Genomic DNA, 24,454 nt, shown 5'->3' with positions numbered 1-24,454 from the left:
TCAGTTGTCCCGGTACGCCTCCAGCAGCCGCAGCCACACCTCGCTCAGCGTCGGGTACGACGGGACGGCGTGCCACAGCCGGCCGACGGGGACGCGGCCCGCCACCGCGACGGTGGCCGAGTGGATGAGTTCACCGACGCCGGGGCCGACGAAGGTGACCCCGCGCACGATCTCGTCCTCCAGGTCCACGACCATGCGGGCGCGGCCCTTGTAGCCCTCGCCGTAGAGGCCGGCCCCGGCGACGGAGGAGAACTCGACGTCGACGGCGCGCACGCGGTGACCGGCCTGTTCCGCCTCGGCGAGGGAGAGTCCGACCGCGGCGGCCTCCGGGTCGGTGAAGACGACCTGGGGTACGGCGTCGTGGTCGGCGGTGGCGGCGTGGGCGCCCCAGGGCTCGTCCCTGAGGGGGCTGCCGGCGGCGCGGGCGGCGATGGCGGCGCCGGCGACGCGGGCCTGGTACTTGCCCTGGTGGGTGAGGAGCGCCCGGTGGTTGACGTCGCCGACCGCGTACAGCCAGTCGGTGCCGGTGACCCGGAGGCTGTCGTCGACGTCCAGCCAGGAGCCGGCTTCCAGGCCGACGGTCTCCAGGCCGAGGTCCTCGGTGCGCGGGGCGCGGCCCGTGGCGAAGAGGATCTCGTCGGCCTCGATGCGGTCACCGGCGGAGGTGACGGCCACGACCGTGCCGTTGTCGCGGGTGACGGACTCCACGGAGGTCCCGGTGCGGACTTCGACGCCCGCCTCGCCGAGGGCCTCGGCGACCAGTTCCCCGGCGAACGGCTCCATGCGGTTCAGCAGGCCCTTGCCGCGGACCAGGAGGGTGACCCGGGAGCCGAGGGCCTGCCAGGCGGTGGCCATCTCGGTGGCGACGACACCGCCGCCGACGACGATCAGCCGGCCGGGGGCCGCCTTGGCGCTGGTCGCCTCCCGGCTGGTCCAGGGCTTGACGTCGGCGAGCCCGGGCAGGTCGGGCAGCTGGGCGCGGGTGCCGGTGGAGACGACGACGGCGTGCCGGGCGGTGAGGGTGGTGACCGTGCCGTCGGGGGCGGTCACGGTGACCGTGCGGGGTCCGGCGAGGCGGCCCTGGCCGCGGTACAGGTCGGCGCCGGTGCCCTCCAGCCAGGCGACCTGGCCGTCGTCCTTCCAGTGGGAGGTGAAGTCGTCCCGGCGGGCCAGCACGGCCGGGGTGTCGAGCGGGCCCCGGACCGCCTGGGCGAGGCCGGGCAGGCGGCGGGCGTCGGCCTGGGCGATGACCGGCCTGAGCAGGGCCTTGCTGGGCATGCAGGCCCAGTACGAGCACTCGCCGCCGAGCAGTTCGCTCTCCACGACCGCGGTGGTGAGGCCGGCCGCGCGGGTACGGTCGGCGACGTTCTCCCCCACCGGGCCGCCCCCGATCACCACGACGTCGTACGCGTTGGATTCCGTTTCCGTCATGGGGTCAGTCTGGTGGGTGGTGTGCTCCGGGGCCACATGGGTACGCGCGCGGAACACAAGGCGTGCACGGGTGGAATAGCCGGACCGGCAGCCGTGTTTGCGTCCTCGGCACACCCCCACACCAGGAAGAGGGAATCACGCCATGAGCAGCACCGTGGAGTTGACCAAGGAGAACTTCGACCAGCTGGTCTCCGAGAACGAGTTCGTTCTCATCGACTTCTGGGCGTCCTGGTGCGGGCCGTGCCGGCAGTTCGCCCCCGTCTACGAGAAGGCCGCCGAGGAGAACCCGGACCTCGTGTTCGGCAAGGTGGACACCGAGGCGCAGCCGGAGCTGGCCTCGGCCTTCGGCATCTCGTCGATCCCGACGCTGATGATCGTCCGTGACCAGGTCGCGGTCTTCTCCCAGCCGGGCGCCCTTCCCGCGCCGGTGCTCGCCGACCTCATCGGGCAGGCCCGTGAGCTCGACATGGACGAGGTGCGCAAGGGCATCGCCGACCAGGAGGGCCAGACCCAGCAGTGACGCGCGGGGGCCGCGGGTGACGGCGGGCGCGGGACCGGCTCAGCTGGACTCGCGCCGCACCACCGAGGCGCCCAGCACGGTGTGCACCTCGGGCTCGCCGCCGGGGTCGCGCACCGCGCGGTCGACCAGTTCGGCGAGATCGCGGCCCGAGGGCAGTTCGATGTGGACCGTGCTGAGCCGGGGCCGCAGCAGCCGGCCGAGCATCAGATCGTCGGCGCCGATCACGGCGACGTCCTCGGGGATGCGTATCCCCTCGTCCTGCAGGGCGCGCATCAGCAGCATCGCGTACTCGTCGTTGTAGGCGAACACCGCGTCCAGAGCCGACGCGCGCCAGCGGGCGGCGAGTTCGGCGGCGGCCTCCTCGGTGTAGGCGAGCGGCAGCTCCGTCACGGTGGCGTCGGTGCCGCGCAGCGCCTCGCGCACTCCGGCGAGCCGGGGCAGTGCGTAGTCCCGGAGACCCGGCTCCCCGGGCAGCACGACACCGACCCGTCGGCGCCCCCGGGCGTACAGGTGGGCGCCCGCGCAGTGGCCCACGGCGTCGTGGTTCATCAGCAGGGCGTGCGCTCCCTCGACGCGGCCGGGGCCGACGGTGACCACGGCCCGGGCGCCGGAGCGCTTGAGGACGGCGACGCCCTGCGGGCCGAGGCCCGCGCCGGGCACCAGTACGGCGACGGGCCGCAGCTCGGCCCAGGCGCGGGCGGCCTCGTCACCGTCAAGGCCCGCACCGCCGTACTGGACGACGGTGTAGTCGAGACGGCCGAGCGCCCACTGGAACTCGCTGAGGAACCTGCCGTAGAGGTGGCCCACCGGGATGGCGGGGGCGGGCATCAGGACCATACGGCTGTGCCCGGCGCGCAGGCTGCGGGCGGCGGCGTGCGGGACGTAGCCCAGTTCGCGGGCGGCCTGGTGCACGCGCTGCCGTGTGGCTTCGCTGATCCGTACCGCGCTGGTGTTGTTGAGCACGTAGGAGACGGTCGCGCGCGAGACTCCGGCCAGGCGGGCCACATCGGTACTGGTGGGCGTGTTCGGTATCTGCACCATGACAGACCGCATCTTGGCAGAGGGCCGCGGGCCGGGGCCGGGCGGGGCGCCGTGGTTCATCGTTCGACGAAGTCGGCCTGCTTCCACGCCCTGAAGCGAACACGTTCTGTCCGAACACGTTCTCTCCGAGCACGTTCTTACGAACACGTTCTTCACGAACTTGTTCGCAACGAACACGTTCGTTAGTGTGGTGGCATGACCGTTGCCCCCCGCTCCCGCCGGGAGCGCCCCGCCAAGCCCGCCCTCACCCGGGAGGGCATCGTCGCCGCCGCCGTCGCGATCCTGCGGACGGAAGGGCTCCGCAAGGTGACGATGCGACGGCTCGCGCAGGAGCTCGACACCGGCCCCGCCTCGCTGTACGTGTACGTCCGCAACACCGACGAGCTGCACGCGGCCGTCCTGGACGAACTGCTCGGCACGGTCGGTCCCGCACCGGCCGAGGGCGGCTGGCGGGAGCGGCTGGAGCGGGTGCTCACCAGCTACACCGCGATGCTCCTGGAGCACCCGTCGCTGGCCCGCTCGGCGCTGACCGCACGGCCGAGCGGCCCGCACTACCTGCGCCTGATCGAAACCCTGCTGGGGCTGCTCGCCGCGGGCGGGGTACCGCGCGCCCAGGCCGCTTGGGGCGTGGACCTGCTGCTCCAGCACGCCACCGCGACCGCCGCCGAGCACGCCGGGGAGGAGTCCCCGGGCGAGTGGCAGGCGGTGGCCCGGGCACTGCGCGACGCACCCGCCACCACTCATCCGCACATCGCCGCCGACGCCGGCGCGCTGCTGTCCGGCACGCCCGAGGCCCGCCTGTCCTGGGCCTTGCGGACGCTGATCAACGGCATCGAGCGGACCGCCGTACCGACCGAAGGCCAGGAGGCCCCATGAGCACCGCACCTCTCCCCCACCACCCCGTCGCCGTCGTCGGCGCGGGCCTCGGCGGGCTCACCCTCGCCCGGGTGCTGCACGTGCACGGCGTCGAGGCCGCGCTGTTCGATCTGGACGGGACGCCGGACGCCCGGGCGCAGGGCGGCATGCTCGACATCCACGACGACTCCGGCCAGGAGGCGCTGCGGGCCGCCGGGCTGCACGAGGAGTTCCTCGCGCGCGTCCACACCGGCGGCCAGGCGGTGCGCGTCCTCGACCGGCGGGGCACCGTGCGGTTCGCGCAGTCCGACGACGGCACCGGCGACCGCCCCGAGATAGACCGGGGGGAACTGCGCGGGCTGCTGCTCGGCTCCCTGCCCGCGGGTACCGTCCGGTGGGGCGCCAAGGTCACGGACGCCCGCCCGCTGGGCGGCGGCCGGCACCGGGTGACGCTCGCGGACGGCACGGAGTTCACCACCGACGTCCTGGTCGGCGCGGACGGCGCCTGGTCGCGGGTGCGCCCGCTCGTGTCCGCCGCGCGGCCCGCGTACACGGGCGTGTCGTTCGTGGAGGCGGACCTGACCGGCGCGGACGTCCGGCACCCCGTGAGCGCGGAGGTGGTCGGCGGCGGCATGCTCTTCGCCCTCGGTCCGGGCCGCGGCTTCCTCGCCCACCGCGAGACCGACGGCAGCCTGCACGTGTACACCGCCGTGGCGGCGCCGGAGGACTGGCTGGACGGCATCGACTTCACGGACACCGAGACGGCGAAGGCGGCCGTACTGAAGGAGTTCGACGGCTGGGACGAGCGGCTGCGGGCGCTGGTCGCCGACGCGGACGGGGCGCTGGTGCCCCGCCGGATCCACGCACTGCCGACGGACCACCGCTGGGACCGGGTGCCCGGGGTCACGCTGCTCGGCGACGCCGCCCATCTGATGTCCCCGTTCGCGGGCGAGGGTGCCAATCTGGCCCTGCTGGACGGCGCCGAACTGGGCCTCGCGCTGGCCGCGCGCCCCCGGGACACCGAGGCCGCGCTGGCCGCCTACGAGGCCCGGATGTTCCCGCGGGCGCAGGCGTCCGCGGTCGACTCCGCCCGCGGCCAGGACCTGCTGTTCGGCGCGGACGCCCCGCTGGGGCTGGTGGAGGTGTTCAGCGGCCGGGGCGACTGACCGGGCACCGGGCGGGCCGGCCGCCGCGCCCGTCCGTCTACTGCGGGGCCTGCGTGCCGGTCACCCGGGCGACCAGGCCGAGCCAGGCGGCCTCCAGCCGCTCCATGGGCATCCCGCGCTGCCGGGTCAGGTGATGGATGAGCGCGGGGTCGAGCGAGGCCAGCAGCGTGTGGGCCAGCAGCTCGCAGTCGGCGTCCGGGAGGATCTGGCGCAGCAGCATCGACACGTGCGTGTGCAGCGACCCGGCCGCGGGGTGGGAGAACCTGCGGGTCGGCTCCGGCTGCGCGGCCAGTTGGAGGTCCAGCTGCTCGGCCGAGCGGTACAGCACCGCCACGCCGAAGGCCCGCAGCCGCTCCAGGGGCGGCGCGTCGGGGCCCAGCGGCGGGGGGCCGCCCAGGAAGTCGGCCTGCAACTGCCTGGCCGAGTGGTCGAGCAGGGCCATCAGCAGCCCGGTGCGGTCGCCGAAGCGGCGGAAGACGGTGCCTTTGCCCACCTGGGCCGCCGCGGCCACCGCCTCCATCGTCACCCCGGCCACCCCGTGCTCGGCGATCAGCCGGGCCGCGGCCTCCAGCAGCCGCGCCCGGTTCCGGGCCGCGTCGGCACGCAGGCACGGCTCGTCGGACGTCGCACCGATCTCCAGCAACGGGGGCGCGCCGAGGGGTTCCTGAGGCTTGGGGAAGGGCGGCAGAGCGCTGGACATGAAGACAGCGTAAAGCATCGGGAACAAAACTGGACCGAGGTCCGCTTATGGTGGTACACACTTAAGCGGACCTCGGTCCGGATCGTGTCACTGAGTTTCATCCCCTTGGAGTTCTCCATGTCTGTTCGCATTCTGGCGCTCGTCGGCAGCCTTCGCGCCGGTTCCCACAACCGCCAGCTCGCCGAGGCCGCCGTGAAGCTCGCACCGGCCGGCGCCGAGGTCGAGCTGTTCGAGGGCCTGGCGGAGGTCCCCTTCTACAACGAGGACATCGACGTGGAGGGCGACGTCCCGGCCGCCGCCGCGAAGCTGCGTGAGGCCGCCCAGGCCGCCGACGCCTTCCTGCTCTTCTCCCCCGAGTACAACGGCACGATCCCGGCCGTGCTGAAGAACGCCATCGACTGGCTGTCCCGCCCGTACGGCGTCGGCGCCTTCGGCGGCAAGCCCGTCGCCGTGGTCGGCACCGCCTTCGGCCAGTACGGGGGCGTGTGGGCCCAGGACGAGGCCCGCAAGGCCGTGGGCATCGCCGGCGGCAAGGTGATCGAGGACATCAAGCTGTCCATCCCCGGCTCCCTGACCCGCTTCGCCGAGACCCACCCGGCCGATGACGCCGAGGTCGCCGCCCAGCTGACCGAGGTCGTGGCCCGCCTGCACGGGAACGTGGGCGCGGCGGCCTGATCCGCACACGTCCCTCGGGGGCCGGAGCCGCCACGGCTCCGGCCCCCACGCATGCCGCCCGCCGCTTCCCGGCCCCCGCGCACCTCTTCCCGGTCCCGCGCATACCGCGCACCTGATCCCGGCCCCCGACCATCCCGCGCGCCCCGTCCGGACCCCACGCAAGCCGCCCGGCACTTCCCGGCCCCACGTACGCCGCGTGCCTCATCCCGGCCCCACGTACGCCGCGCGCCGCTTTCCGGCCCCCGCATGCCGCGCGTCCCATCCCGGCCCCCACGCGTGCCGCGCACCTGGACCCGGTCCCGCGACCCGGCCGGCTCGGCCGCACCGGCTCCGCCTTCCGGACACCGGCCTCACCGGGGGGCGTCTTCGTGCTGTACGGCTCGGTGAGCGGCTGCCGCCCCTCCTGCTGCCGGTCACCCGTCCTCGCGACCCGCTCGGTCCGACCGCGCCCGGAGCGTGCGGCGCGGGCGCGCCCGTGCCGCCGCCGCTGGACGCGGCGGGAGTCCCGTCGGGGTACTGACCGTGCCGGGGCGGGTGCGGCACGTGACGGCCCGGCCGGCCGAGGCCGTGTCCGCTCGTGAGGCCGCGATCACGGGGCGCAGCTCGGGCGGGACGGGGTAGTCGGGACGTGACACGTACAGCCGCCCGGCTCCGGCGCGGCACCGCGACGGGTGTCCCGGTCACGCGCCTCGGCGCACGGCCGGCCCTGCCACGGTGCGCGACCGGCCGCCGGACGACTCCCGGAAGGAGAAGCCATGCCCATGCTCCCGCCGCCGCTCGATCGGGAACTGGCCGCCGCGCTGGAGCAGTTCATGGACGCGATCGGGCCGGGCTTCACGCTGGCCGACCTGCCCGCAGCCCGGCGGAACGCCGCCGTCGAACTGCTCGACCTCACCATGGACGGCGCCTTCGAGACCGAGGACCGCACGGTTCCCGGCCCCGAGGGCGCGCCGGGCGTTCCCCTTCTCGTGTGCCGCCCGTCGGCCGCTCCCACGACGGCGGCCCTGCCGGTGATCTACCACGCGCACGGCGGCGGCCTGATGGCCGGCAGCAACCGGGCCGGCGTGACCGAACCGCTGGCCTGGGCGCGCGAACTCGACGCGGTGGTGGTGTCGGTGGAGTACCGGCTCGCGCCCGAACACCCGTACCCGGCGCCGGTCGAGGACGCGTACGCCGGGCTGCTGTGGGCCGCGGAGCACGCGCGCGAGATCGGCGGGGACCCGGACCGGATCGTCGTCACGGGCTCCAGCGCGGGCGGTGGTCTCGCCGCGGCGCTCACCCTGCTCAGCCGCGACCGGCAGGGTCCGCGCCCGCTCGGCCAGCTGCTGATGTACCCGATGCTGGACGACCGCAACAACAGCGTCTCCAGCCGTCAGATGGCCGGTTCGGGCCTGTGGGACCGCACCGCCAACGAGACCGCCTGGACGGCCCTGCTCGGCGACCGCCGGGGCGGTCCCGGCGTCCCGCCGTACGCGGCCCCCGCCCGCGCCACCGACCTGTCCGGTCTGCCGCCGGCCTTCCTGGACGTCGGCTCCGCGGAGACCTTCCGGGACGAGGTGGTCGGCTACGCGTCCCGCATCTGGCAGGCGGGCGGTGTCGCCGAACTGCACGTCTGGCCGGGCGGCTGCCATGGGTTCGACGCCCTCGCCCCGGAGGCGGCACTGTCCCGTACGGCCCGCGCGGCACGGGTGGCATGGCTCCGGCGGCTGCTGGCGGAGTGAGGCCGCCGGCTCCCGTACCGCCTCCTCCACGACACCTGCGCGGAAACCGTATGCGCGGCCACGTCCGGACGTTACCGTTCGGTAGACATCGTGCCCGGAGCCTCCCGGAGGTGCTCGCCCATGACGCCCGACCGTGCCGCAGGCCTCGCGGAGACCCGACGCGCCCTGGCCGAGGGGGAGGTGACCTCCCGCGCCTCGGTGGCCGACGCCCTGGCCCGGATCGAGGCCACGCAGCCCACCCTGAACGCCTTCCGGATCGTCCGCGCCGAGGCGGCCCTGGCCGAAGCCGAGGCCGCCGACCGGGAGTTGGCCGCGGGTGGGCGGCGCCCGCTGCTCGGGGTGCCGGTGGCGGTGAAGGACGACATGGACGTGGCGGGCGAGCCGACGGCGTTCGGCTGCTCGGGGGAGTTTCCGCCGGCGGCCGAGGACGGGGAGGCGGTACGGCGGCTGCGCGCGGCCGGCGCGGTGATCGTCGGCAAGACCAACACCTGTGAGCTGGGACAGTGGCCGTTCACCGAGGGGCCGGCGTTCGGCGAGACCCGCAACCCCTGGGACACCGCGTACACGCCCGGCGGGTCCTCCGGCGGTTCGGCCGCCGCCGTCGCCGCCGGGCTGGTCCCGGCCGCGCTCGGCTCCGACGGCGCCGGTTCGGTGCGCATCCCGGCCTCCTGGACCCATCTGATCGGCATCAAGCCGCAGCGCGGCCGGATCTCGACCTGGCCGCGCGGCGAGTCGTTCCACGGCATCACGGTGAACGGCACCCTCGCCCGTACGGTCGCCGACGCGGCCCTGCTGCTGGACGCGGCGAGCGGCAACCACGAGCGGGACCCGCACCGGCCGCCGGCCCTGACGGTGGCGGACGCGGTCGGCCGCGACCCGGGCCGGCTGCGGGTCGCACTGGCCCTGAAGCCGCCGTTCACCGCCGTGCCCGCCCGGCTGCACCCGGAGATCCGCGCCAGGGTCGTCGAACTCGCCGAGCGGATGGCGGGGTTGGGCCACGTCGTCGAGGAGGCGGATCCGCCGTACGGGCAGATCGGGCTGGCCTTCCTGCCCCGGGCCACCGCCGGGATCGCCGAACGGGCCCGCGAGGCCCCCGACCCCGCGCTGCTCGACCCGCGCACCCGGGAGGCGGCCCGGCTCGGCCGGCTGCTGGGCGGGGCCCCGCTGCGGGCGGCCCGGCGCGCGGAGGCGGTGCTGCACCGGCGCATCGGCACGTTCTTCCGGTCGTACGACGTGATCCTGGCACCGACGACGGCGACGCCCCCGCCGCGGATCGGCGCTTTCCAGAAGCTCGGCGGGATGGCCACGGACCGTGCCATCATCGCCGCCTGCCCGTACGCCTGGCCGTGGAACGTGCTGGGCTGGCCGGGGGTGAACGTGCCCGCCGGGTTCGTCGGGCCGGGGCTGCCGGTGGGCGCCCAGCTGCTCGGCCCGGCCGACAGCGAACCGCTCCTGGTGTCGCTGGCCGCGCAGTTGGAGGCGGAGCTGCGCTGGCACGAGCGGTGGCCGCCGGGGCACCGGACGGAGTCGGCGAAGGCCGGCTGAGACGCCGGCTCCGTCCATCGCGCGCCGCGCGCCGCGCGATGAACGGCGCGTGGTGTGAGAGCAGTCGGCGATCTTGGGCAGTCGTAGACAGGTGATCTTCGTTGTCACCGTCCGCGAGGAGGCCCGCATGACCATACCCGTGCGCCCGGTTCGGCGTCCGGAGCGCCACCGGCGCTTCGACCTGGGCACCACCACGATGTTCTTCCTGCTGCTCGCGATCATCCTCTGCGTCGTCGCGTTCCTCGCCCGCACGGCGGTGGGCATCGTGGAACGCCGGCCGCCCTGGGCCGTGGTACTGGTGGTCCTCGGCGTGGCCGGCGCACTGAAGTTCCGTTCCGGGTGGCGCCGCCGCACCGCCGGGAGATACGCGCGCAGGGCCGCTCTGGCTCTGGAGGAAGCGGCCGAGAAGGCGTCCGACAGTCTCCGCCTCACGGCGGCGGACGAAGCGGTCGCCGTCGCGGGTGCCGGTGCGATGGGCGGGCCGATCGGCGCCACCGCGCCCGCGGGCCCCGGTCCCGGCCGCGCCCCCGCCGACGTGCTCCCTCCGGAACCGGTCCAGGACACCGTGCCGTTGGCCCCGTGCTGCGAGGGGCTGGACACCTGCCCCGACCACGGAGCCGACTACGCCGAACTCGATCCGGACGGTTTCGAGCAGGCCGTGGCGGAGCTGTGTCTCCACCACGGCTGCCGGGAGGCGGAAGTCGTGGGCGGCGCCGGGGATCTGGGGGCCGACGTCGTCGCGGTCACCGGGGACGGGCGGCGCGTGGTCATCCAGTGCAAGCAGTACGGTGACGCCCACAAGGTCGGCTCACAGGACATGCAGCGCTTCGGGGGCACCTGCTTCACCATCCACGAGGCGGACGTCGCGGCGGTCGTCACCACGAGCGACTTCACGGCGCCCGCGCTGGAGTACGCGCGTCAGTGCGGGATCGTCTGCGTGAACGGCGACGCGCTGGACGCCTGGCGCGAGGGCACCGGCCCCGGCCCCTGGGACGGGGCGGCCATCGCGCTCTGAGTCACGGCGGCAGGCCCCTACTCTGTTCCCATGGACGACGCGTCGATGGTCGGGCTGATGGGGCGGGTGACGGGGACGGTCGGGCCCGGTCTGGTCGGTGAGGTGATCGTACGGGTGCGCGGCGGCGCCGAGCACTTCCTCGCCCACCCGGCGGACGGCGCGTCCCGGATCGCCACCGGAACGGTGGTGATGGTGATGGAGCATCTGCCGCCGAGGACCGTCTACGTCACGGCGGCGTACGACAGTTGAGCCCGCTGCGCCCCAGGTGAGAGTGGTATGCGTCAAGATTGCGACAAGGATCCGTCAGCGTCTTCACCCGGGGCCCGGGCAGGCGCACACTCCCTTCGTTCGGTGCCGAAAGGGCACCATGCAAAGGGGGCGTATGCCGATGATGGTCGGCGTCGTTGCGGGGGCGGTCGTCGTGGCCGTTCTCGTCCTGATCGGTCTGTTCAAGATGATGTGGCGGGTCGCCGAGCCGAATGAGGCGCTCGTCATCTCCGGGTCCAGGCACCGCACGGAAGGCATCGAGGAGGGCCTGGGCTTCCGCATCGTCACCGGGCGGGGCACGCTCGTGCTGCCCGGTGTGCAGGCGGTGCGCAAGCTGTCGCTGGACCTGAACGAGACCGATCTGCACGTGGACTGCGTGACGCACCAGGGCATTCCGCTGAAGGTGCGGGGCGTGGTCATCTTCAAGGTGGGCGACGACTTCGTGTCGATCGCGAACGCGGCCCGCCGGTTCCTGGACCAGCAGAAGCTGATGTCGGAGCGGGTGCACAACGTCTTCGCCGGCCACCTGCGGTCCATCGTGGGCGGGTTGACGGTCGAGGACATGATCCGCGACCGGGAGAAGCTGACCGGGCAGACCCGGGCGGCCTGTGGCACGGAGATGGAGAAGCTCGGTCTGATCGTGGACTCGTTGCAGATCCACGAGATCGAGGACCCGACCGGCTACATCCAGAACCTGGCGATGCCGCACGCGGCGGCCGTCCAGCGGGACGCGCGCATCGCGCAGGCGGAGGCCAACCGCCTGGCCACCGAGGCCGAGCAGCAGTCGTTCGCGCGGATGGCGGAGGCCACCCGGGACAGCGAGATCCTGCAGGCCGGCTACCAGGCCGAGCGGGACAAGGCGGCGGCCAAGGCCCAGCAGGCCGGTCCGCTCGCGGCTGCCGCGTCCCGGCAGGAGGTCGTCGTACAGGAGACGCGGGTCGCCGAGCTGGAGGCGCACCGGCGTGAGCAGCAGCTCCAGGCGGACGTCCGCAAGCCGGCGGACGCCAAGGCGTACGAGAAGCGGACCCTGGCCGAGGCCGAGCGCGACGCGCGGATCTCGGCGGCCCAGGCCAAGGCGAAGGAGACGGAGCTCGCCGCCGCGGCCGAGGCGACCCGGGTGAAGGCCGCCGCGGCGGCCGAGGCCGAGGCGACCACGACCCGCGGTACGGCGAGCGCCGCCGCCACCCGGGCCACCGGTGAGGCCGAGGCGGCCGCCGCGCAGGCGAGGGGTCTGGCGGAGGCCGAGGCGACCCGGGCGCAGGGCCTGGCGGAGGCGGAGGCCATCAAGGCCCGGGCCGCGGCGCTCGCGGAGAACCAGGAGGCGGTCGTCGCCCAGCAACTGGCCGAGAAGTGGCCGGAGATCGTCCAGGCCGGCGCGGCCGCGTTCGGCAACGTCGACAACATGGTGCTCCTCAACGGTGCCGACGGCATGGGCGAGATGTTCGCCAAGGCGCTCACCATGGGCGGCACGGGTCTGGGCCTCGCCCGGAAGCTGCTCGCCTCGATGGGCGACAACGGGCAGCCCGTGAACGGCACCTCGCCCTCGCTCAACGGAGTGGTGGCTCCCCCGCCGCAGAAGGTGACGGTGGATCAGGAAGGCTGACCGGGACCGTCGTCCGCACGGCCGGGGTCGCCCGCCAGGGGCCCCGGCCGTGCGTGCGTACCGGCCGGGCGACCGCCTCCCGCTTCGAGCGCCGGGATGGCGGGGACTAGGGTGCTTTCCGTGAGCACGTCCACCGAAGAGAACGTCCCCGGCCGGCACGGTCCCCACGCCACCACGCAGGCGGACCCGCACGAGGTCGGCCGGGTGCGCACCGAGTACTCCCCGGCCCGTGACGGCGACCCCGACCCCGGCGAGATCGTGTGGACCTGGGTGCCGTTCGAGGAGAACGACGGCCGGGGCAAGGACCGTCCGGTGCTGGTCGTGGCCCGGGAGGCGGCCGGCACCTTCCTCGCCGTACAGCTGTCGAGCAAGCGGCACGACGGTGACCGGGAGTGGGTGGGGATCGGCAGCGGGCCGTGGGACCGGTCGGGCCGGGACTCGTGGGTGGACGTGGACCGGGTGCTGCGGCTGCATGAGCGGGGCATGCGCCGGGAGGCGTGCGCGCTGGACCGCATGCGCTTCGACCTGGTCCGGCAGCGGCTGCGCGAGCGTTACGGCTGGACCTGACCGACTCGCGCCCGCCGGCCCGCCTCAGCCCTCCGCGACCGCCCGTGCCACGGTAGCCGCAGGCCGTCGGCCGTCTCCGGGACACGTTCGCCGCGCACCGCCAGGACGCGTTCGCCGCGCACCCCCAGAGCGCGTTCGCCGCGTACCGCCAGAGCGCGTTCGCCGCGTGCCGTCGAGGGCGCCGGACGGTTCGGCGGCCCGCTCGGGCGCCGTACGCCGTGTCACGCCCGCGTGGGGCGGCCCCCGGCCACGATCCGTTCCGTCTCCGCGGCCGTCCCGCGCAGGCGCGCGCCCGCGGCGCCACCCCCGTGGGCGCCGCGACCACGCCCTGCGCGGTCCCCCGTCGTGCTCATGTACGCATCGTGGGTGATGCTGGTGGTGCGGTGCAACGGAGTTTCCCGCCCCCGGAACGGCCCGGGAACGCACAGGGAAACGGAGGTGACGGAGCCGGAACGTCCGGACGGGCACCCTTGTGCGATTCCTGGGAAAGGTCTTGGGTGGGACGAGTGCCGGCCCGGCGGACGCACCGGGCCGGTGGCATGGTGGAACCTCAGGAGGAGATCCCGACATGTCGGATACGCACAGTGACGGTGGTGACTGTACGCGACACCGCACCGCCGTCACCGAGGCCGAGGTGGAGGCCCTGGTCCGGGGCATCTGCTTCAAGACCGGCCCGCCGCGCACGCTCGGTGTCGAGCTGGAGTGGCTCGTCCACTCGCGGGAGCTGCCACAGCTCCCGGTCACACCCGAACAGCTCGAAGCGGTCTACGCAACGCTGCGGGCCGTGCCCCTGGTATCGGCGCTCACCGTCGAACCCGGCGGCCAGCTGGAGCTGAGCTCCCAGCCCGCGGCCTCCCTCATGGAGTGCGTGGAGACCGTCTCCGCCGATTTGGACACCGTCCGGGCCGTCCTGGCCGAGGACGGACTGTGCCTCACCGGCATCGGTCACGACCCCTGGCACACGCCCCGCAGATTCCTGCGCGAGCCGCGTTACGACGCCATGGAGGCCTGCCTGGACCGCACCGGTCCGGCCGGCCGGCACATGATGTGCACCTCGGCCTCCGTGCAGGTGTGCGTGGACGCCGGCCACGAGGAGCCCGGCCCGCTGGGGCACGCCCGGCGCTGGTGGCTGGCGCACCAGCTGGGCGCCGTTCTGGTGGCCGCGTTCGCCAACTCGCCGCTGCTCGGCCTGCGGCCCACGGGCTGGCAGTCCACCCGCCAGCTGATGTGGATGGAGATCGGTGCCGGCCGGGCCGGCGGTCCGTCGCTGGACGGCGAACCACGGGCCGCGTGGGCCCGGCACGTGCTGGACTCGCCGGTGATGTGCGTGCGCCGCGACAGCGGTCCCTGGGAGGTGCCCGAGGGGCTCACCTTCCGGGAGTGGACCCGTTCCCGGTCGCTCGGTCCGCCCACCCGGGCGGACCTCGACTACCACCTGACCACGCTGTTCCCGCCGGTCCGGCCGCGCGGCCACATGGAGCTGCGGATGATCGACGCGCAGCCCGGCGAGGACGGCTGGCTCGTGCCGCTCGCGGTGACGGCGGCGCTGTTCGACGACCCGGAGGCGGCCGAGTCCGCGTACCGGACCGTGAAACCGCTCGCCGAGCGGGCCCTGAACCTGCCCGCCCCGCACAACCCGCTGTGGGTCGACGCGGCGCGGCACGGGCTCGCCGACCCGGAGCTGCGCGAGGCCGCCGACAGCTGCTTCGCGGCGGCCCTGGAGGCGCTGCCCCGGCTCGGCGCCGACACGCGGGTCACCGACGCCGTGGCCGCGTACCGGGACCGCTACGTCGCCCGGGGCCGCTGCCCGGCCGACGACCTGCTCGACCGGCTGCCCACTCTGGATCCGCACCGGTCCCGGCCCGGTACGACCAGGGGCACGACCGCCCACGGGAGGAAGGACATCCGCACATGACCGCCCCGGAGACCGAGCCCACGACCACCGAGACGGACACCGAGGCCCTGCGGAACCGCGCGCTGGCCTCCCTCACCACCGCCCGGGACCGCACCACGCTGCTGACCAGCTGTGTCGACGGACCCGATCTCACCGCCCAGCACTCCCCGCTGATGTCCCCGCTGGTGTGGGACCTGGCGCACATCGGCAACCAGGAGGAGCTGTGGCTGCTCCGGACGGTCGGCGGCCGGGAGGCGATGCGGCCCGAGATCGACGGCCTGTACGACGCCTTCGAGCATCCGCGCGCGGAGCGCCCCAAGCTGCCGCTGCTGCCGCCCGACGAGGCCCGCCGGTACGCGGCCGAGGTGCGCGGCCGCGTGACGGACCTGCTGGAGGGCGCGGACTTCCACGGCACCCGGCTGACCGAGGCCGGTTTCGCCTTCGGGATGATCGCCCAGCACGAACAGCAGCACGACGAGACCATGCTGATAACCCATCAGCTCAGAAAGGGTCCGCAGGCCCTGACCGCACCCGACCCGGAACCGGCCCCGCCGTTCACCGGTCCGGCCGAAGTCCTCGTCCCCGGCGGCCCGTTCACGATGGGCACCTCCGGTGAGCCCTGGGCGCTGGACAACGAACGCCCGGCGCACCCGCGGGAGGTGGAGCCGTTCTGGATGGACACCACGCCGGTGACGAACGCGGCGTACCAGGCGTTCATCGAGGACGGCGGCTACGACACCGAGCGCTGGTGGGCACCGGCGGGCTGGGCGCACATCAGGCAGCACGCCGTCTCCGCGCCGCTGTTCTGGCAGCGGGACGGCGGGCAATGGCTCCGGCGGCGGTTCGGGATCACCGAGCCCGTTCCGCCGGACGAGCCGGTGCTGCACGTGTGCTGGTACGAGGCGGACGCCTACGCCCGCTGGGCCGGGCGGCGGCTGCCCACCGAGACGGAGTGGGAGAAGGCGGCCCGCTTCGACCCGGCCAGCGGCCGTTCCCGGCGCTACCCGTGGGGTGACGCCGACCCGGCGCCCGAGCACGCCAACCTCGGTCAGCGGCACCTCGGGCCCGCCCCGGCCGGCAGCTACCCGGCCGGTGAGTCGCCCCACGGCATACGGCAGTTGATCGGTGACGTGTGGGAGTGGACGGCGAGCGACTTCCTGCCGTACCCGGGCTTCCGGGCCTTCCCGTACAAGGAGTACTCGGAGGTCTTCTTCGGCCCCGAGTACAAGGTGCTGCGCGGCGGCTCGTTCGCCGTGGACCCGGTGGCCTGCCGGGGCACGTTCCGCAACTGGGACTACCCGATCCGCCGGCAGATCTTCTGCGGGTTCCGCACCGCCCGCTCCGAGGCCGTCTGATGTGCCGTCACCTCGCCTACGTGGGGCCCGAGGAGCCGCTCGGACGGCTCCTCGTGGAGCCACCGCACAGTCTGTTCCGCCAGTCGTGGGCACCGCGCCGGCAGCGGTACGGCACGGTCAACGCCGACGGCTTCGGGGTGGGCTGGTACGCGCCCGGGGATCCGGTGCCGGCCCGCTACCGGCGGGCCGGGCCGATCTGGGCCGACCTGTCCTTCGCCGACCTGGCGCGGGTGGTGCGCGCGGGCACCGTGCTCGCGGCGGTCCGGGACGCGACCCTCGCGGGGGCGGACGCCGAGGCCGCGGCGGCACCGTTCGCGGCCGGGCGGTGGCTGTTCAGCCACAACGGCGCGGTCGCGGGCTGGCCGGACTCGGCGGCCCACCTGGTGTCCGCGCTGCCCCCGGTCGACCTGCTGTCGCTGCAGGCCCGCAACGACTCGGCGTTCGTCTGGGCGCTGGTCCTGCACCGGCTGCGCAGCGGCGACACGCCGGCCCAGGCCCTGGGCGAACCGGTCCGCCTGCTGGCCCGTGCGGCGCCCGCCTCCCGTCTCAACCTGCTGCTGACCGACGGGGAGACGATCGCCGCCACCGCCTGGGGCGACTCCCTCTGGTACCGCACCGAGCCCGGCCGGGGCACCGTCGTCGCCTCCGAGCCGTACGACGACGACCCGCTCTGGCAGGAGGTCCCCGACCGTACCGTGCTCACCGCGAGCCGCACCGGTGTGCTGCTCGCCCCGCTGGAGGATCCGGCGGCCTCCCCCACTCCCGGCTCCGCCCGAGCGGGGTCCCCATCAGCGAAGGAGCCCTGCCATTGAGTCCCCTGCACGTCACCCGCACGCTCCCCGAGGACGCGACGGACGCCGCGCTGCGCGCCGACGTCCTCGGCGGCCTCACCGTCACGCCCAAGTGGCTGCCGCCCAAGTGGTTCTACGACGCCCGCGGCAGCGAGCTGTTCGAGCAGATCACCGAACTGCCCGAGTACTACCCCACGCGGGCCGAGCGGGAGATCCTCGCCGCCCGGTCCGGTGAGATCGCCGCCGCCAGCGGCGCCCGCACCCTGGTGGAACTGGGCTCGGGCTCCTCGGAGAAGACCCGCTATCTGATCGGGGCACTCACCTCGCTGGCCGCCTACGTCCCCGTGGACGTCAGTGAGAGCGCCCTCACCCAGGCCGGGCAGGCCCTCGTCGCGGAACGCCCGGACCTGGACGTGCACGCCCTGATCGCCGACTTCACCGCCCCGATGACCCTGCCCGCCACGCCCGGCCCGCGCCTGGTGGCGTTCCTCGGCGGCACGCTCGGCAACCTGCTGCCCGCCGAGCGCGCCCGGTTCCTGGCCTCCGTGCGCTCGCTGCTCGCCCCGGGCGACGGGCTCCTGCTCGGCACGGACCTGGTCAAGGACGAGCGGGTGCTGGTCCGGGCGTACGACGACGCGGCCGGGGTGACGGCCGCGTTCAACAAGAACGTGCTGGCCGTGGTCGACCGCGAGCTGGGCGCCGACTTCGACCTGGACGCGTTCGACCACGTGGCCCTGTGGGACGCGGAGCGGGAGTGGATCGAGATGCGGCTGCGCTCCCGCACCGCCCAGACCGTGAAGGTGCCCGCGCTGGACCTCGCCGTGGACTTCGCGGCGGGCGAGGAGCTGCGCACCGAGGTGTCGGCCAAGTTCCGGCGTGCGGGCGTCACGTCGGAACTGGCGGCGGCCGGCCTTGAGCTGACCCACTGGTGGACGGACGCGCAGGACCGCTTCGCACTGTCGCTGAGCGTGGTGCGGTGAGCCGAGAACGGCCGCTCAGCCGAGGTCCGGGGTGAGCACACGGCCGCTCAGCCCAGGTCCGGGGCGAGCGCCTCGGTGATCTTCCGTGAGGCGCGGCGCGCCTCGGTCGCCGGGTCCGCGCCGCCCAGCACCCGGGTCATGTACTCCTTGATCGGGTTGTCGGCCTCGACGTCGGCCCACTGAGGGGTGCTGGGGGTCGCCCGGCCGTGTGCCGCGCCCGCGGCCATGGCGGCGACCCCCTCCTCGCTCGCGACGGCGCCGGCCAGCGTGGTCTTGTTGGGCACGTAGTTCATCGTGCGGGCCAGTTCGGTGTCCCACTTGGCGTCGGTGAGCGCCCCGACGACGGTGGTCGCGGCGAACTGGTCGTCGGTGTTCTGCGGGACGACCAGGTCGGAGCCGCCGGTGAAGACGGTGCCGGGCCGCCCGGCCGTGCGCCCGGGCACGGGGAAGTAGCCGAGCTTGTCCTTCAGGCGCGGGTTCTCCTGGACGATCGACTGCGTGAGCCCGGGTACGGCGATGATCTGGGCGACCTTCCCGGCGGCGAACACCCCGGCCTGGGGCGGGTGTTGTTCGTCGGCGTCCACGGGGCCCCGGCCCAGGGCCTGGAGCCGCCGGTAGAAGTCCATGCCGCGCAGCGCGGCCGGGGTGTCCAGGGTGCCCTGCCACTCGTGGTCCTTCTCCCGGGCGAGGTCGCCGCCCTCGTCCCAGATGAAGCCCGACAGCGTGTACCAGTCCTGACCGGCGAGGTAGATGCCCTGGTTGCCGTCGGAGTCGAGCTTCTCGGTGTCGTCGAGCCACGCGTCGCGGGTCTTCGGCGGGCTGGTGATGCCGGCCTGCTCGAACAGGTCCTTGCGGTAGATGACGACCCGGTTGGCCGCGTACCAGGGGATGCCGTACTGCTTGTTGCCGTCCTTGCCGGGCTGGGCGAGGCCGGGCAGCCACTTCTCCTTGTCCCAGTCCCGCATGGACTCCAGGGTGAGGTCCACGAGCCGGCCGCCGTCGGCGTACAGCGGCACCTGGGTGTTGCCGACCTCGATGACGTCCGGGCCGTCGGCGGAGCGCGTCTTGAGCGCGGTGCGGACCTTCTCCACGATGCCGGTCCACTCCTGGATGCGGAAGTCGAGGCGCAGGTCGTCGTGGGTGCGTTCGAAGTCCTCGGTGAACCGGTCCAGGAACTCCTTGGAGGCGCTGTCCTTCATCAGCCACACGGTGACGGTCTTGCGCCCGTGGTCGCCGGGAAGCATCCCGCAGGCGCTGACGAGGGAGCCGGTGACACAGATGAGGGCGAGCAGGCGACGTCTCACGAGGGGTCCTGTTCTGTCTGGCAGAGGTGCTGGGACAGGGGTGGGGGCCCGGCGTGGGGGGACGAGCGGGGAGCTCATACGGGTGTGCTGGGATTTTGGTATGGACCAATGCGGAGGTCAAGCGCTCCTGGCCAGGCGCTCCCGGCCGCGGGCCCGCGACGCCGTGCGGACGGAGCGCGGATACGGCACGGTGGAGTACGGCGCGACACGAGAGGAGCACCCGCATGTCGAACCACACCTACCGGGTCACCGAGATCGTCGGTACCTCGCACGAGGGCGTCGACCAGGCCATCCGCAACGCCATCGCCCGTGCCGACCAGACGCTGCGCAACCTGGACTGGTTCGAGGTGACCCAGGTCCGCGGCCAGATCGAGAACGGCCGGATCGAGCACTACCAGGTAGGACTGAAGGTCGGCTTCCGCATCGAGGACGGCGACTGAGCCGCCCGCCCCGGCGCCGGTCCCCCGTCCGGTGTCAGGTACGCCCCTCCCGCTCCTGTGCCTCCTCCAGCGCGGCCGACCGCACGGCCCAGCGGGCCCGGACGACGGTGAACCCGGCGCGCTCGGCGTCGTCGCACACCAGCTCGTCGTCGTCCACGAGCATCCGGACCTCACCGTCCCGGGCGAGCCGTCGCAGGATCTCCAGCTTGGTGGTCCGGGCCGGCCTGCGGTCGGCGTTGCCCCGCATGTACAACCGTCCCTCGGGCAGCCCATGGGCCGCCAGCCACTCCAGCGTGTCCCGGCGGCACCGCTCGGGACGGCCGGAGAGGTAGACGACCTCGCAGGCGCGGGCGCTCTCCACGGCCAGCGCGACGCCCTCGGCGAGCGGCGGGTCCTGCGGTGCGGCGGCGAAGAACGCGTTCCAGTCCCGCGGCCGGCCCGCCAGGAAGTGCTGCCGGTGGGCGGTGTCGGCCAGCGTGTTGTCCAGGTCGAACACGGCGATCGGACGCCGGCTGCTGTCGGTCACCCCGCCACCCTAGGGCCTCCCGTTCGGATCACGCCGGGCTCGCGGGCCCGGCACCGCGCCCCGCCGTGCGCCCCCCGGTGCCGAAGCCGTCCCACGGTGGCGGGACCGCACGCACCCGCGCGCCGGCCGGACCGGGACCGCGGGAATCCCCGGCCGGTGAGGGCGTTGAACCCTTCGTGAGCAGCACAGTGATCACCTCGACCCGGTTCTCCGTCCTCGACCGCTCCCGCACCCGCGAGGGCCGCCCGCCCGGCGAGGCGCTGCGGGACACCGTCGCGCTGGCCCGGGAGGCCGAGGCGCTCGGCTACCACCGGTTCTGGGTGTCCGAGCACCACGGGGTGCCCGGCGTCGCCGGCTCCGCGCCGACCGTGCTGGCCGCCGCTGTCGCCTCGGCCACCCGCACCATCCGGGTCGGCACCGGCGGGGTCATGCTGCCCAACCACCGGTCCCTCGTCGTGGCCGAGCAGTTCGGGGTGCTGGAGGCACTGTTCCCGGGGCGTATCGACATGGGCCTCGGCCGCTCCGTGGGTTTCACGGACGGGGTGCGCAGGGCGCTCGGCCGGGACAAGGGGGACGCCGAGGACTTCGCGGCACAGCTCGGCGAGCTGCTGGAGTGGTTCGGCGGCGGCTCCCCGACCGGGGTGCACGCGCGCCCGTCGGAGGGCCTGACGGTGCCGCCGTTCGTGCTGGCCATGGGCGAGGGCGCGCGGATCGCCGCCCGCGCCGGCCTGCCCATGGTCATCGGCGACCTGCGCAACCGCGAGAAGCTGCTGCGTGGCATCGACCAGTACCGCTCCCTGTTCCGCCCGTCGCCCTGGGCGGCCGAACCGTACGTCGTGATCTCCGGCACGGTCGCGGTCGCCGGCAGCGAGGCCGGGGCCCGCCGGCTGCTGGTTCCCGAGGCCTGGTCCATGGCGTACTCCCGCACCCACGGCACCTTCCCGCCGCTCGCCCCCGCCGAGGCGGTGGAGGCCCGCACGATGACGGCGAGGGAGCGCGACCTCTACGAGTCGGGACTCGCCGGGCACCTCGCCGGGACCGCGGAACAGGTCGCCCGGGAACTGGAGACGGTGCTGAGGGAGACCGGCGCCGAGGAGGTGCTCGTCACCACCAGCGGCTACGACCGTACGGCCCTGCTGGACTCGCACCGGCGGCTCGCCGCGCTCTTCGCGCCCGGCCGGTGAGCTGGCCGAGATGCGGACCCGGCGCCGTCAGGTGAACCTGGGAGGACGGATTCCGAGCGACGAGGAGGGCTCCCATGTCCATCATGGGCAAGATCAAGGACATGCTCAAGGGCCATGAGGGCGCGGCCGACAAGGGCATCGACAAGGGCGGGGACTATCTCGACCAGCGGACCGGGAACAAGTACCAGTCCCAGGTCGACACCGGTCAGGACAAGCTGAGGGACGAGTTCGGGACCCGGCAGGACCGGGGCAACCCCCCGCAGTCGTAGCGGTCGGGGGCGGCTAGAGTTTCTCCCCGATGCCCAGCCCCCATGACCCGTACATCCGCGTCCGCGGCGCCCGCGAGCACAACCTCAAGGGCGTCGACGTGGACATCCCCCGGGACGTACTGGCCGTGTTCACCGGCGTCTCCGGCTCGGGCAAGTCCTCCCTGGCGTTCGGCACGGTCTACGCCGAGGCCCAGCGACGGTACTTCGAGTCGGTCGCCCCGTACGCGCGCAGGCTGATCCACCAGGTCGGGGCGCCCAAGGTGGGCGAGATCACCGGTCTGCCGCCCGCGGTCTCGCTCCAGCAGCGCCGCTCGGCCCCCACCTCGCGCTCCTCGGTGGGCACGGTCACCAACCTGTCCAATTCGCTGCGCATGCTGTTCTCCCGCGCCGGGACGTACCCGCCCGGCGCCGGACGGCTCGACTCGGACGCGTTCTCACCGAACACGGCGGCCGGCGCCTGCCCCGAGTGCCACGGCCTGGGACAGGTGCACGAGACCACCGAGGAACTGCTCGTCCCGGACCCGTCGCTGTCCGTCCGCGAGGGCGCCGTCGCGGCCTGGCCGGGCGCCTGGCAGGGCAAGAACCTGCGGGACATCCTCGACACGCTGGGGTACGACATCGACCGGCCGTGGCGCGAGCTGCCCGCCGGGCAGCGCGAGTGGATCCTGTTCACCGACGAGCAGCCGGTCGTCACCGTCCACCCCGTCCGCGACGCCGACCGCATCCAACGGCCCTATCAGGGCACGTACATGAGCGCCCGCCGGTATGTGCTCAAGACGTTCTCCGACACCAGGTCGGCCACCCTGAGGGCCAAGGCGGAACGCTTCCTGACCAGCGCGCCCTGCCCGGCCTGCGGGGGCAGCCGGCTGCGGCCCGAGGCGCTCGCGGTGACCTTCGGCGGCCGGACCGTCGCCGAGCTGGCCGCGCTCCCGCTGACCGACCTCGCGGGGCTGCCCGACGGCGACACCGAGACCGCCCGGGTGCTCACCGCCGACCTGAGGTCGCGGATCGCGCCGGTGGTCGAGCTGGGGCTCGGCTATCTGAGCATGGACCGGCCCACCCCCACCCTCTCGGCGGGCGAGCTGCAACGGCTGCGGCTGGCCACCCAGTTGCGCTCCGGACTGTTCGGCGTGGTGTACGTGCTCGACGAGCCGTCCGCCGGACTGCACCCGGCGGACACCGAGGCACTGCTGACGGTGCTGGACCGGCTGAAGGCCGCGGGCAACTCGGTGTTCGTCGTGGAGCATCACCTGGAGGTGGTGCGCGGGGCGGACTGGCTGGTGGAGGTGGGCCCGGGCGCCGGCGAGCACGGCGGGCGGGTGCTGTACAGCGGGCCGGTCGCCGAGCTGGCCTCGGTGGAGGAGTCGGCGACGGCCGCGTACCTCTTCGACGAGTCACCCGGCCCGGCGCGGACCGTCCGGGAGCCGCGCGGCTGGCTGACGGTCGGTCCGGTGACCCGGCACAATCTGCGCGCGGTGACGGCCCGGTTCCCGCTCGGCGCGTTCACCGCCGTCACCGGGGTCTCCGGATCCGGCAAGTCCACGCTCGTCGGTGAGTTGACGCAGGAGGTGGCGGGCGTGGGGCGGCTGGTGCGGGTCGACCAGAAGCCCATCGGGCGCACCCCGCGCTCCAACCTCGCGACCTACACGGGCCTGTTCGACATCGTACGGAAGGTGTTCGCAGGCACGGAGGAGGCGCGGGCGCGCGGGTACGGGGTCGGGCGGTTCTCCTTCAACGTGGCGGGAGGCCGCTGCGAGACCTGCCAGGGTGAGGGGTTCATCAGTGTGGAGCTGCTGTTCCTGCCGAGCACGTACGCGCCCTGTCCGGACTGCGCGGGCGCCCGCTACAACCCCGAGACGCTCGAAGTGGCCTACCGGGGGCGGAACATCGCCGAGGTGCTGGACCTGACCGTGGAGGCCGCCGCGGAGTTCTTCGCGGACATCCCGGCCGCCGCCCGCAGCCTGGGCACGCTGCTCGACGTGGGCCTCGGCTATCTGCGGCTCGGCCAGCCCGCCACCGAGCTGTCCGGCGGGGAGGCACAGCGGATCAAGCTGGCGAGCGAGCTCCAGCGCGGGCGGCGCGGCCACACCCTCTACCTGCTGGACGAGCCGACGAGCGGACTGCACCCGGCCGACGTGGAGGTGCTGACGGACCGGCTGCACGGACTGGTCGACGCCGGGCACACGGTCGTCGTGGTCGAGCACGACATGACGGTGGTCGCGGGCGCCGACTGGGTGATCGACCTGGGCCCGGGCGGCGGCGACCGGGGCGGCCGGATCGTGGCCGCCGGGCCCCCGGAACGGCTGGCCCGGGCGACCGGCAGCGCCACGGCTCCGTACCTGGCGCGGGTCATGCCCTGAGCGTCGAGCCGAGCGCCCCACCGGTACGCACGCCATCGCCACCCGACGGCGACCGGGGCCGCCGGACCGTGGCCGCCGGGCCCCCGGAACGGGTCGCCCAAGCGGCCGGCAGCGCCACGGCTCCGTACCTGGCGCGGGTCATGCCCTGAGCGTCGAGCCGAGCGCCCCACCGGTACGCACGCCATCGCCCCCCGACGGCGACCGGGGCCGCCGGACCGTGGCCGCCGGGCCCCCGGAACGGGTCG

23 protein-coding genes are annotated in these 24,454 nt (G+C 74.1%); 18 read left to right on the top strand and 5 right to left on the bottom strand.

The window, feature by feature from the left end:
- Complete coding sequence (locus tag AB0B40_RS24530; RefSeq protein WP_345049772.1) at positions 1-1,431, bottom strand: NAD(P)/FAD-dependent oxidoreductase; 1,431 nt, start codon at positions 1,429-1,431, stop codon at positions 1-3.
- Between the two features lie 142 nt (positions 1,432-1,573).
- On the opposite strand from AB0B40_RS24530, the gene trxA reads away from it, so the two are divergent.
- On the top strand, positions 1,574-1,951 hold the full coding sequence (gene trxA / locus AB0B40_RS24525; RefSeq protein ID WP_345049769.1) for a thioredoxin: 378 nt from the start codon (positions 1,574-1,576) through the stop codon (positions 1,949-1,951).
- Between the two features lie 39 nt (positions 1,952-1,990).
- Here trxA and AB0B40_RS24520 read toward each other — a convergent pair whose 3' ends face one another.
- Positions 1,991-2,992 carry a LacI family DNA-binding transcriptional regulator gene (locus AB0B40_RS24520; protein ID WP_345049766.1) on the bottom strand — a complete coding sequence of 334 codons (1,002 nt, stop codon included), beginning with the start codon at positions 2,990-2,992 and terminating at the stop codon, positions 1,991-1,993.
- Between the two features lie 195 nt (positions 2,993-3,187).
- Here AB0B40_RS24520 and AB0B40_RS24515 point away from each other — a divergent pair, with 195 nt between their 5' ends.
- Together AB0B40_RS24515 and AB0B40_RS24510 are read left to right on the top strand one after the other, a co-directional pair.
- A complete protein-coding gene (locus AB0B40_RS24515; RefSeq protein ID WP_362265570.1) occupies positions 3,188-3,868 on the top strand; it encodes a TetR/AcrR family transcriptional regulator in 681 nt (226 codons plus the stop codon).
- Positions 3,865-5,013, top strand: a complete 1,149-nt coding sequence (locus tag AB0B40_RS24510) for an NAD(P)/FAD-dependent oxidoreductase (RefSeq protein WP_362265569.1) — start codon at positions 3,865-3,867, stop codon at positions 5,011-5,013. Before AB0B40_RS24515 ends, AB0B40_RS24510 begins: the two co-directional genes overlap by 4 nt.
- Positions 5,014-5,050: 37 nt before the next feature.
- Here the strand turns inward: AB0B40_RS24510 and AB0B40_RS24505 are convergent, their stop codons facing one another.
- A complete protein-coding gene (locus AB0B40_RS24505; RefSeq protein ID WP_345049758.1) occupies positions 5,051-5,731 on the bottom strand; it encodes a TetR/AcrR family transcriptional regulator in 681 nt (226 codons plus the stop codon).
- A gap of 99 nt (positions 5,732-5,830) precedes the next feature.
- Between AB0B40_RS24505 and AB0B40_RS24500 the strand changes: the two genes are divergently transcribed.
- The 11 genes from AB0B40_RS24500 (at position 5,831) to egtD (ending at position 18,126) form a co-directional block, all read left to right on the top strand.
- Positions 5,831-6,388, top strand: a complete 558-nt coding sequence (locus AB0B40_RS24500) for an NAD(P)H-dependent oxidoreductase (RefSeq protein ID WP_362265567.1) — start codon at positions 5,831-5,833, stop codon at positions 6,386-6,388.
- Between the two features lie 755 nt (positions 6,389-7,143).
- Positions 7,144-8,109, top strand: coding sequence for an alpha/beta hydrolase (locus tag AB0B40_RS24495; protein ID WP_345049752.1), 966 nt, complete (start codon positions 7,144-7,146; stop codon positions 8,107-8,109).
- A gap of 120 nt (positions 8,110-8,229) precedes the next feature.
- Positions 8,230-9,654, top strand: a complete 1,425-nt coding sequence (locus tag AB0B40_RS24490) for an amidase (protein ID WP_345049748.1) — start codon at positions 8,230-8,232, stop codon at positions 9,652-9,654.
- A gap of 127 nt (positions 9,655-9,781) precedes the next feature.
- Positions 9,782-10,669, top strand: coding sequence for a restriction endonuclease (locus tag AB0B40_RS24485; protein ID WP_345049745.1), 888 nt, complete (start codon positions 9,782-9,784; stop codon positions 10,667-10,669).
- A 30-nt stretch (positions 10,670-10,699) separates the two neighbouring features.
- The gene (locus AB0B40_RS24480) at positions 10,700-10,918 is read left to right on the top strand and encodes a hypothetical protein (RefSeq protein WP_345049739.1); all 219 of its coding nucleotides are present in this window, start codon (positions 10,700-10,702) and stop codon (positions 10,916-10,918) included.
- A 133-nt stretch (positions 10,919-11,051) separates the two neighbouring features.
- A complete protein-coding gene (locus AB0B40_RS24475; RefSeq protein ID WP_362265564.1) occupies positions 11,052-12,539 on the top strand; it encodes an SPFH domain-containing protein in 1,488 nt (495 codons plus the stop codon).
- 120 nt (positions 12,540-12,659) lie between these two features.
- Positions 12,660-13,106 (top strand): type II toxin-antitoxin system PemK/MazF family toxin, encoded by a 447-nt coding sequence (locus AB0B40_RS24470; protein ID WP_345049734.1) that lies wholly within the window; start codon positions 12,660-12,662, stop codon positions 13,104-13,106.
- Between the two features lie 568 nt (positions 13,107-13,674).
- Entirely contained in the window at positions 13,675-15,021 is a 1,347-nt protein-coding gene (gene egtA / locus AB0B40_RS24465; protein ID WP_345049732.1) for an ergothioneine biosynthesis glutamate--cysteine ligase EgtA, read from the top strand.
- The gene (egtB, locus tag AB0B40_RS24460) at positions 15,018-16,355 is read left to right on the top strand and encodes an ergothioneine biosynthesis protein EgtB (RefSeq protein WP_345049727.1); all 1,338 of its coding nucleotides are present in this window, start codon (positions 15,018-15,020) and stop codon (positions 16,353-16,355) included. Before egtA ends, egtB begins: the two co-directional genes overlap by 4 nt.
- Positions 16,355-17,167, top strand: a complete 813-nt coding sequence (egtC, locus tag AB0B40_RS24455; protein WP_345049724.1) for an ergothioneine biosynthesis protein EgtC — start codon at positions 16,355-16,357, stop codon at positions 17,165-17,167. Before egtB ends, egtC begins: the two co-directional genes overlap by 1 nt.
- Positions 17,164-18,126, top strand: a complete 963-nt coding sequence (gene egtD / locus AB0B40_RS24450; protein ID WP_345049722.1) for an L-histidine N(alpha)-methyltransferase — start codon at positions 17,164-17,166, stop codon at positions 18,124-18,126. The genes egtC and egtD overlap by 4 nt, the downstream gene beginning before the upstream one ends.
- A gap of 47 nt (positions 18,127-18,173) precedes the next feature.
- Here egtD and AB0B40_RS24445 read toward each other — a convergent pair whose 3' ends face one another.
- Entirely contained in the window at positions 18,174-19,430 is a 1,257-nt protein-coding gene (locus AB0B40_RS24445) for an extracellular solute-binding protein (protein ID WP_345049720.1), read from the bottom strand.
- Positions 19,431-19,654: 224 nt separating this feature from the next.
- Here AB0B40_RS24445 and AB0B40_RS24440 point away from each other — a divergent pair, with 224 nt between their 5' ends.
- On the top strand, positions 19,655-19,870 hold the full coding sequence (locus AB0B40_RS24440; RefSeq protein WP_345049717.1) for a dodecin: 216 nt from the start codon (positions 19,655-19,657) through the stop codon (positions 19,868-19,870).
- A 34-nt stretch (positions 19,871-19,904) separates the two neighbouring features.
- On the opposite strand, the gene AB0B40_RS24435 is transcribed toward AB0B40_RS24440, so the two are convergent.
- On the bottom strand, positions 19,905-20,396 hold the full coding sequence (locus AB0B40_RS24435; RefSeq protein WP_345049715.1) for a hypothetical protein: 492 nt from the start codon (positions 20,394-20,396) through the stop codon (positions 19,905-19,907).
- Between the two features lie 176 nt (positions 20,397-20,572).
- Between AB0B40_RS24435 and AB0B40_RS24430 the strand changes: the two genes are divergently transcribed.
- The 3 genes from AB0B40_RS24430 to AB0B40_RS24420 all read left to right on the top strand — a co-directional run bounded on the left by AB0B40_RS24430 (position 20,573) and on the right by AB0B40_RS24420 (position 24,209).
- On the top strand, positions 20,573-21,580 hold the full coding sequence (locus AB0B40_RS24430; RefSeq protein WP_345049712.1) for an LLM class flavin-dependent oxidoreductase: 1,008 nt from the start codon (positions 20,573-20,575) through the stop codon (positions 21,578-21,580).
- Between the two features lie 74 nt (positions 21,581-21,654).
- Complete coding sequence (locus tag AB0B40_RS24425; RefSeq protein WP_345049710.1) at positions 21,655-21,849, top strand: antitoxin; 195 nt, start codon at positions 21,655-21,657, stop codon at positions 21,847-21,849.
- Between the two features lie 29 nt (positions 21,850-21,878).
- Complete coding sequence (locus tag AB0B40_RS24420; protein WP_362265560.1) at positions 21,879-24,209, top strand: excinuclease ABC subunit UvrA; 2,331 nt, start codon at positions 21,879-21,881, stop codon at positions 24,207-24,209.
- Positions 24,210-24,454 lie beyond the last annotated feature (245 nt).

This window comes from Streptomyces sp. NPDC042638 (genome assembly GCF_040647235.1).
In the GTDB taxonomy this organism is placed as follows: Bacteria; Actinomycetota; Actinomycetes; order Streptomycetales; family Streptomycetaceae; genus Streptomyces; species Streptomyces rameus.
The sequence above is the reverse complement of the archived record's forward strand: the minus strand, read 5'-3'. Positions and strand labels throughout refer to the sequence as shown.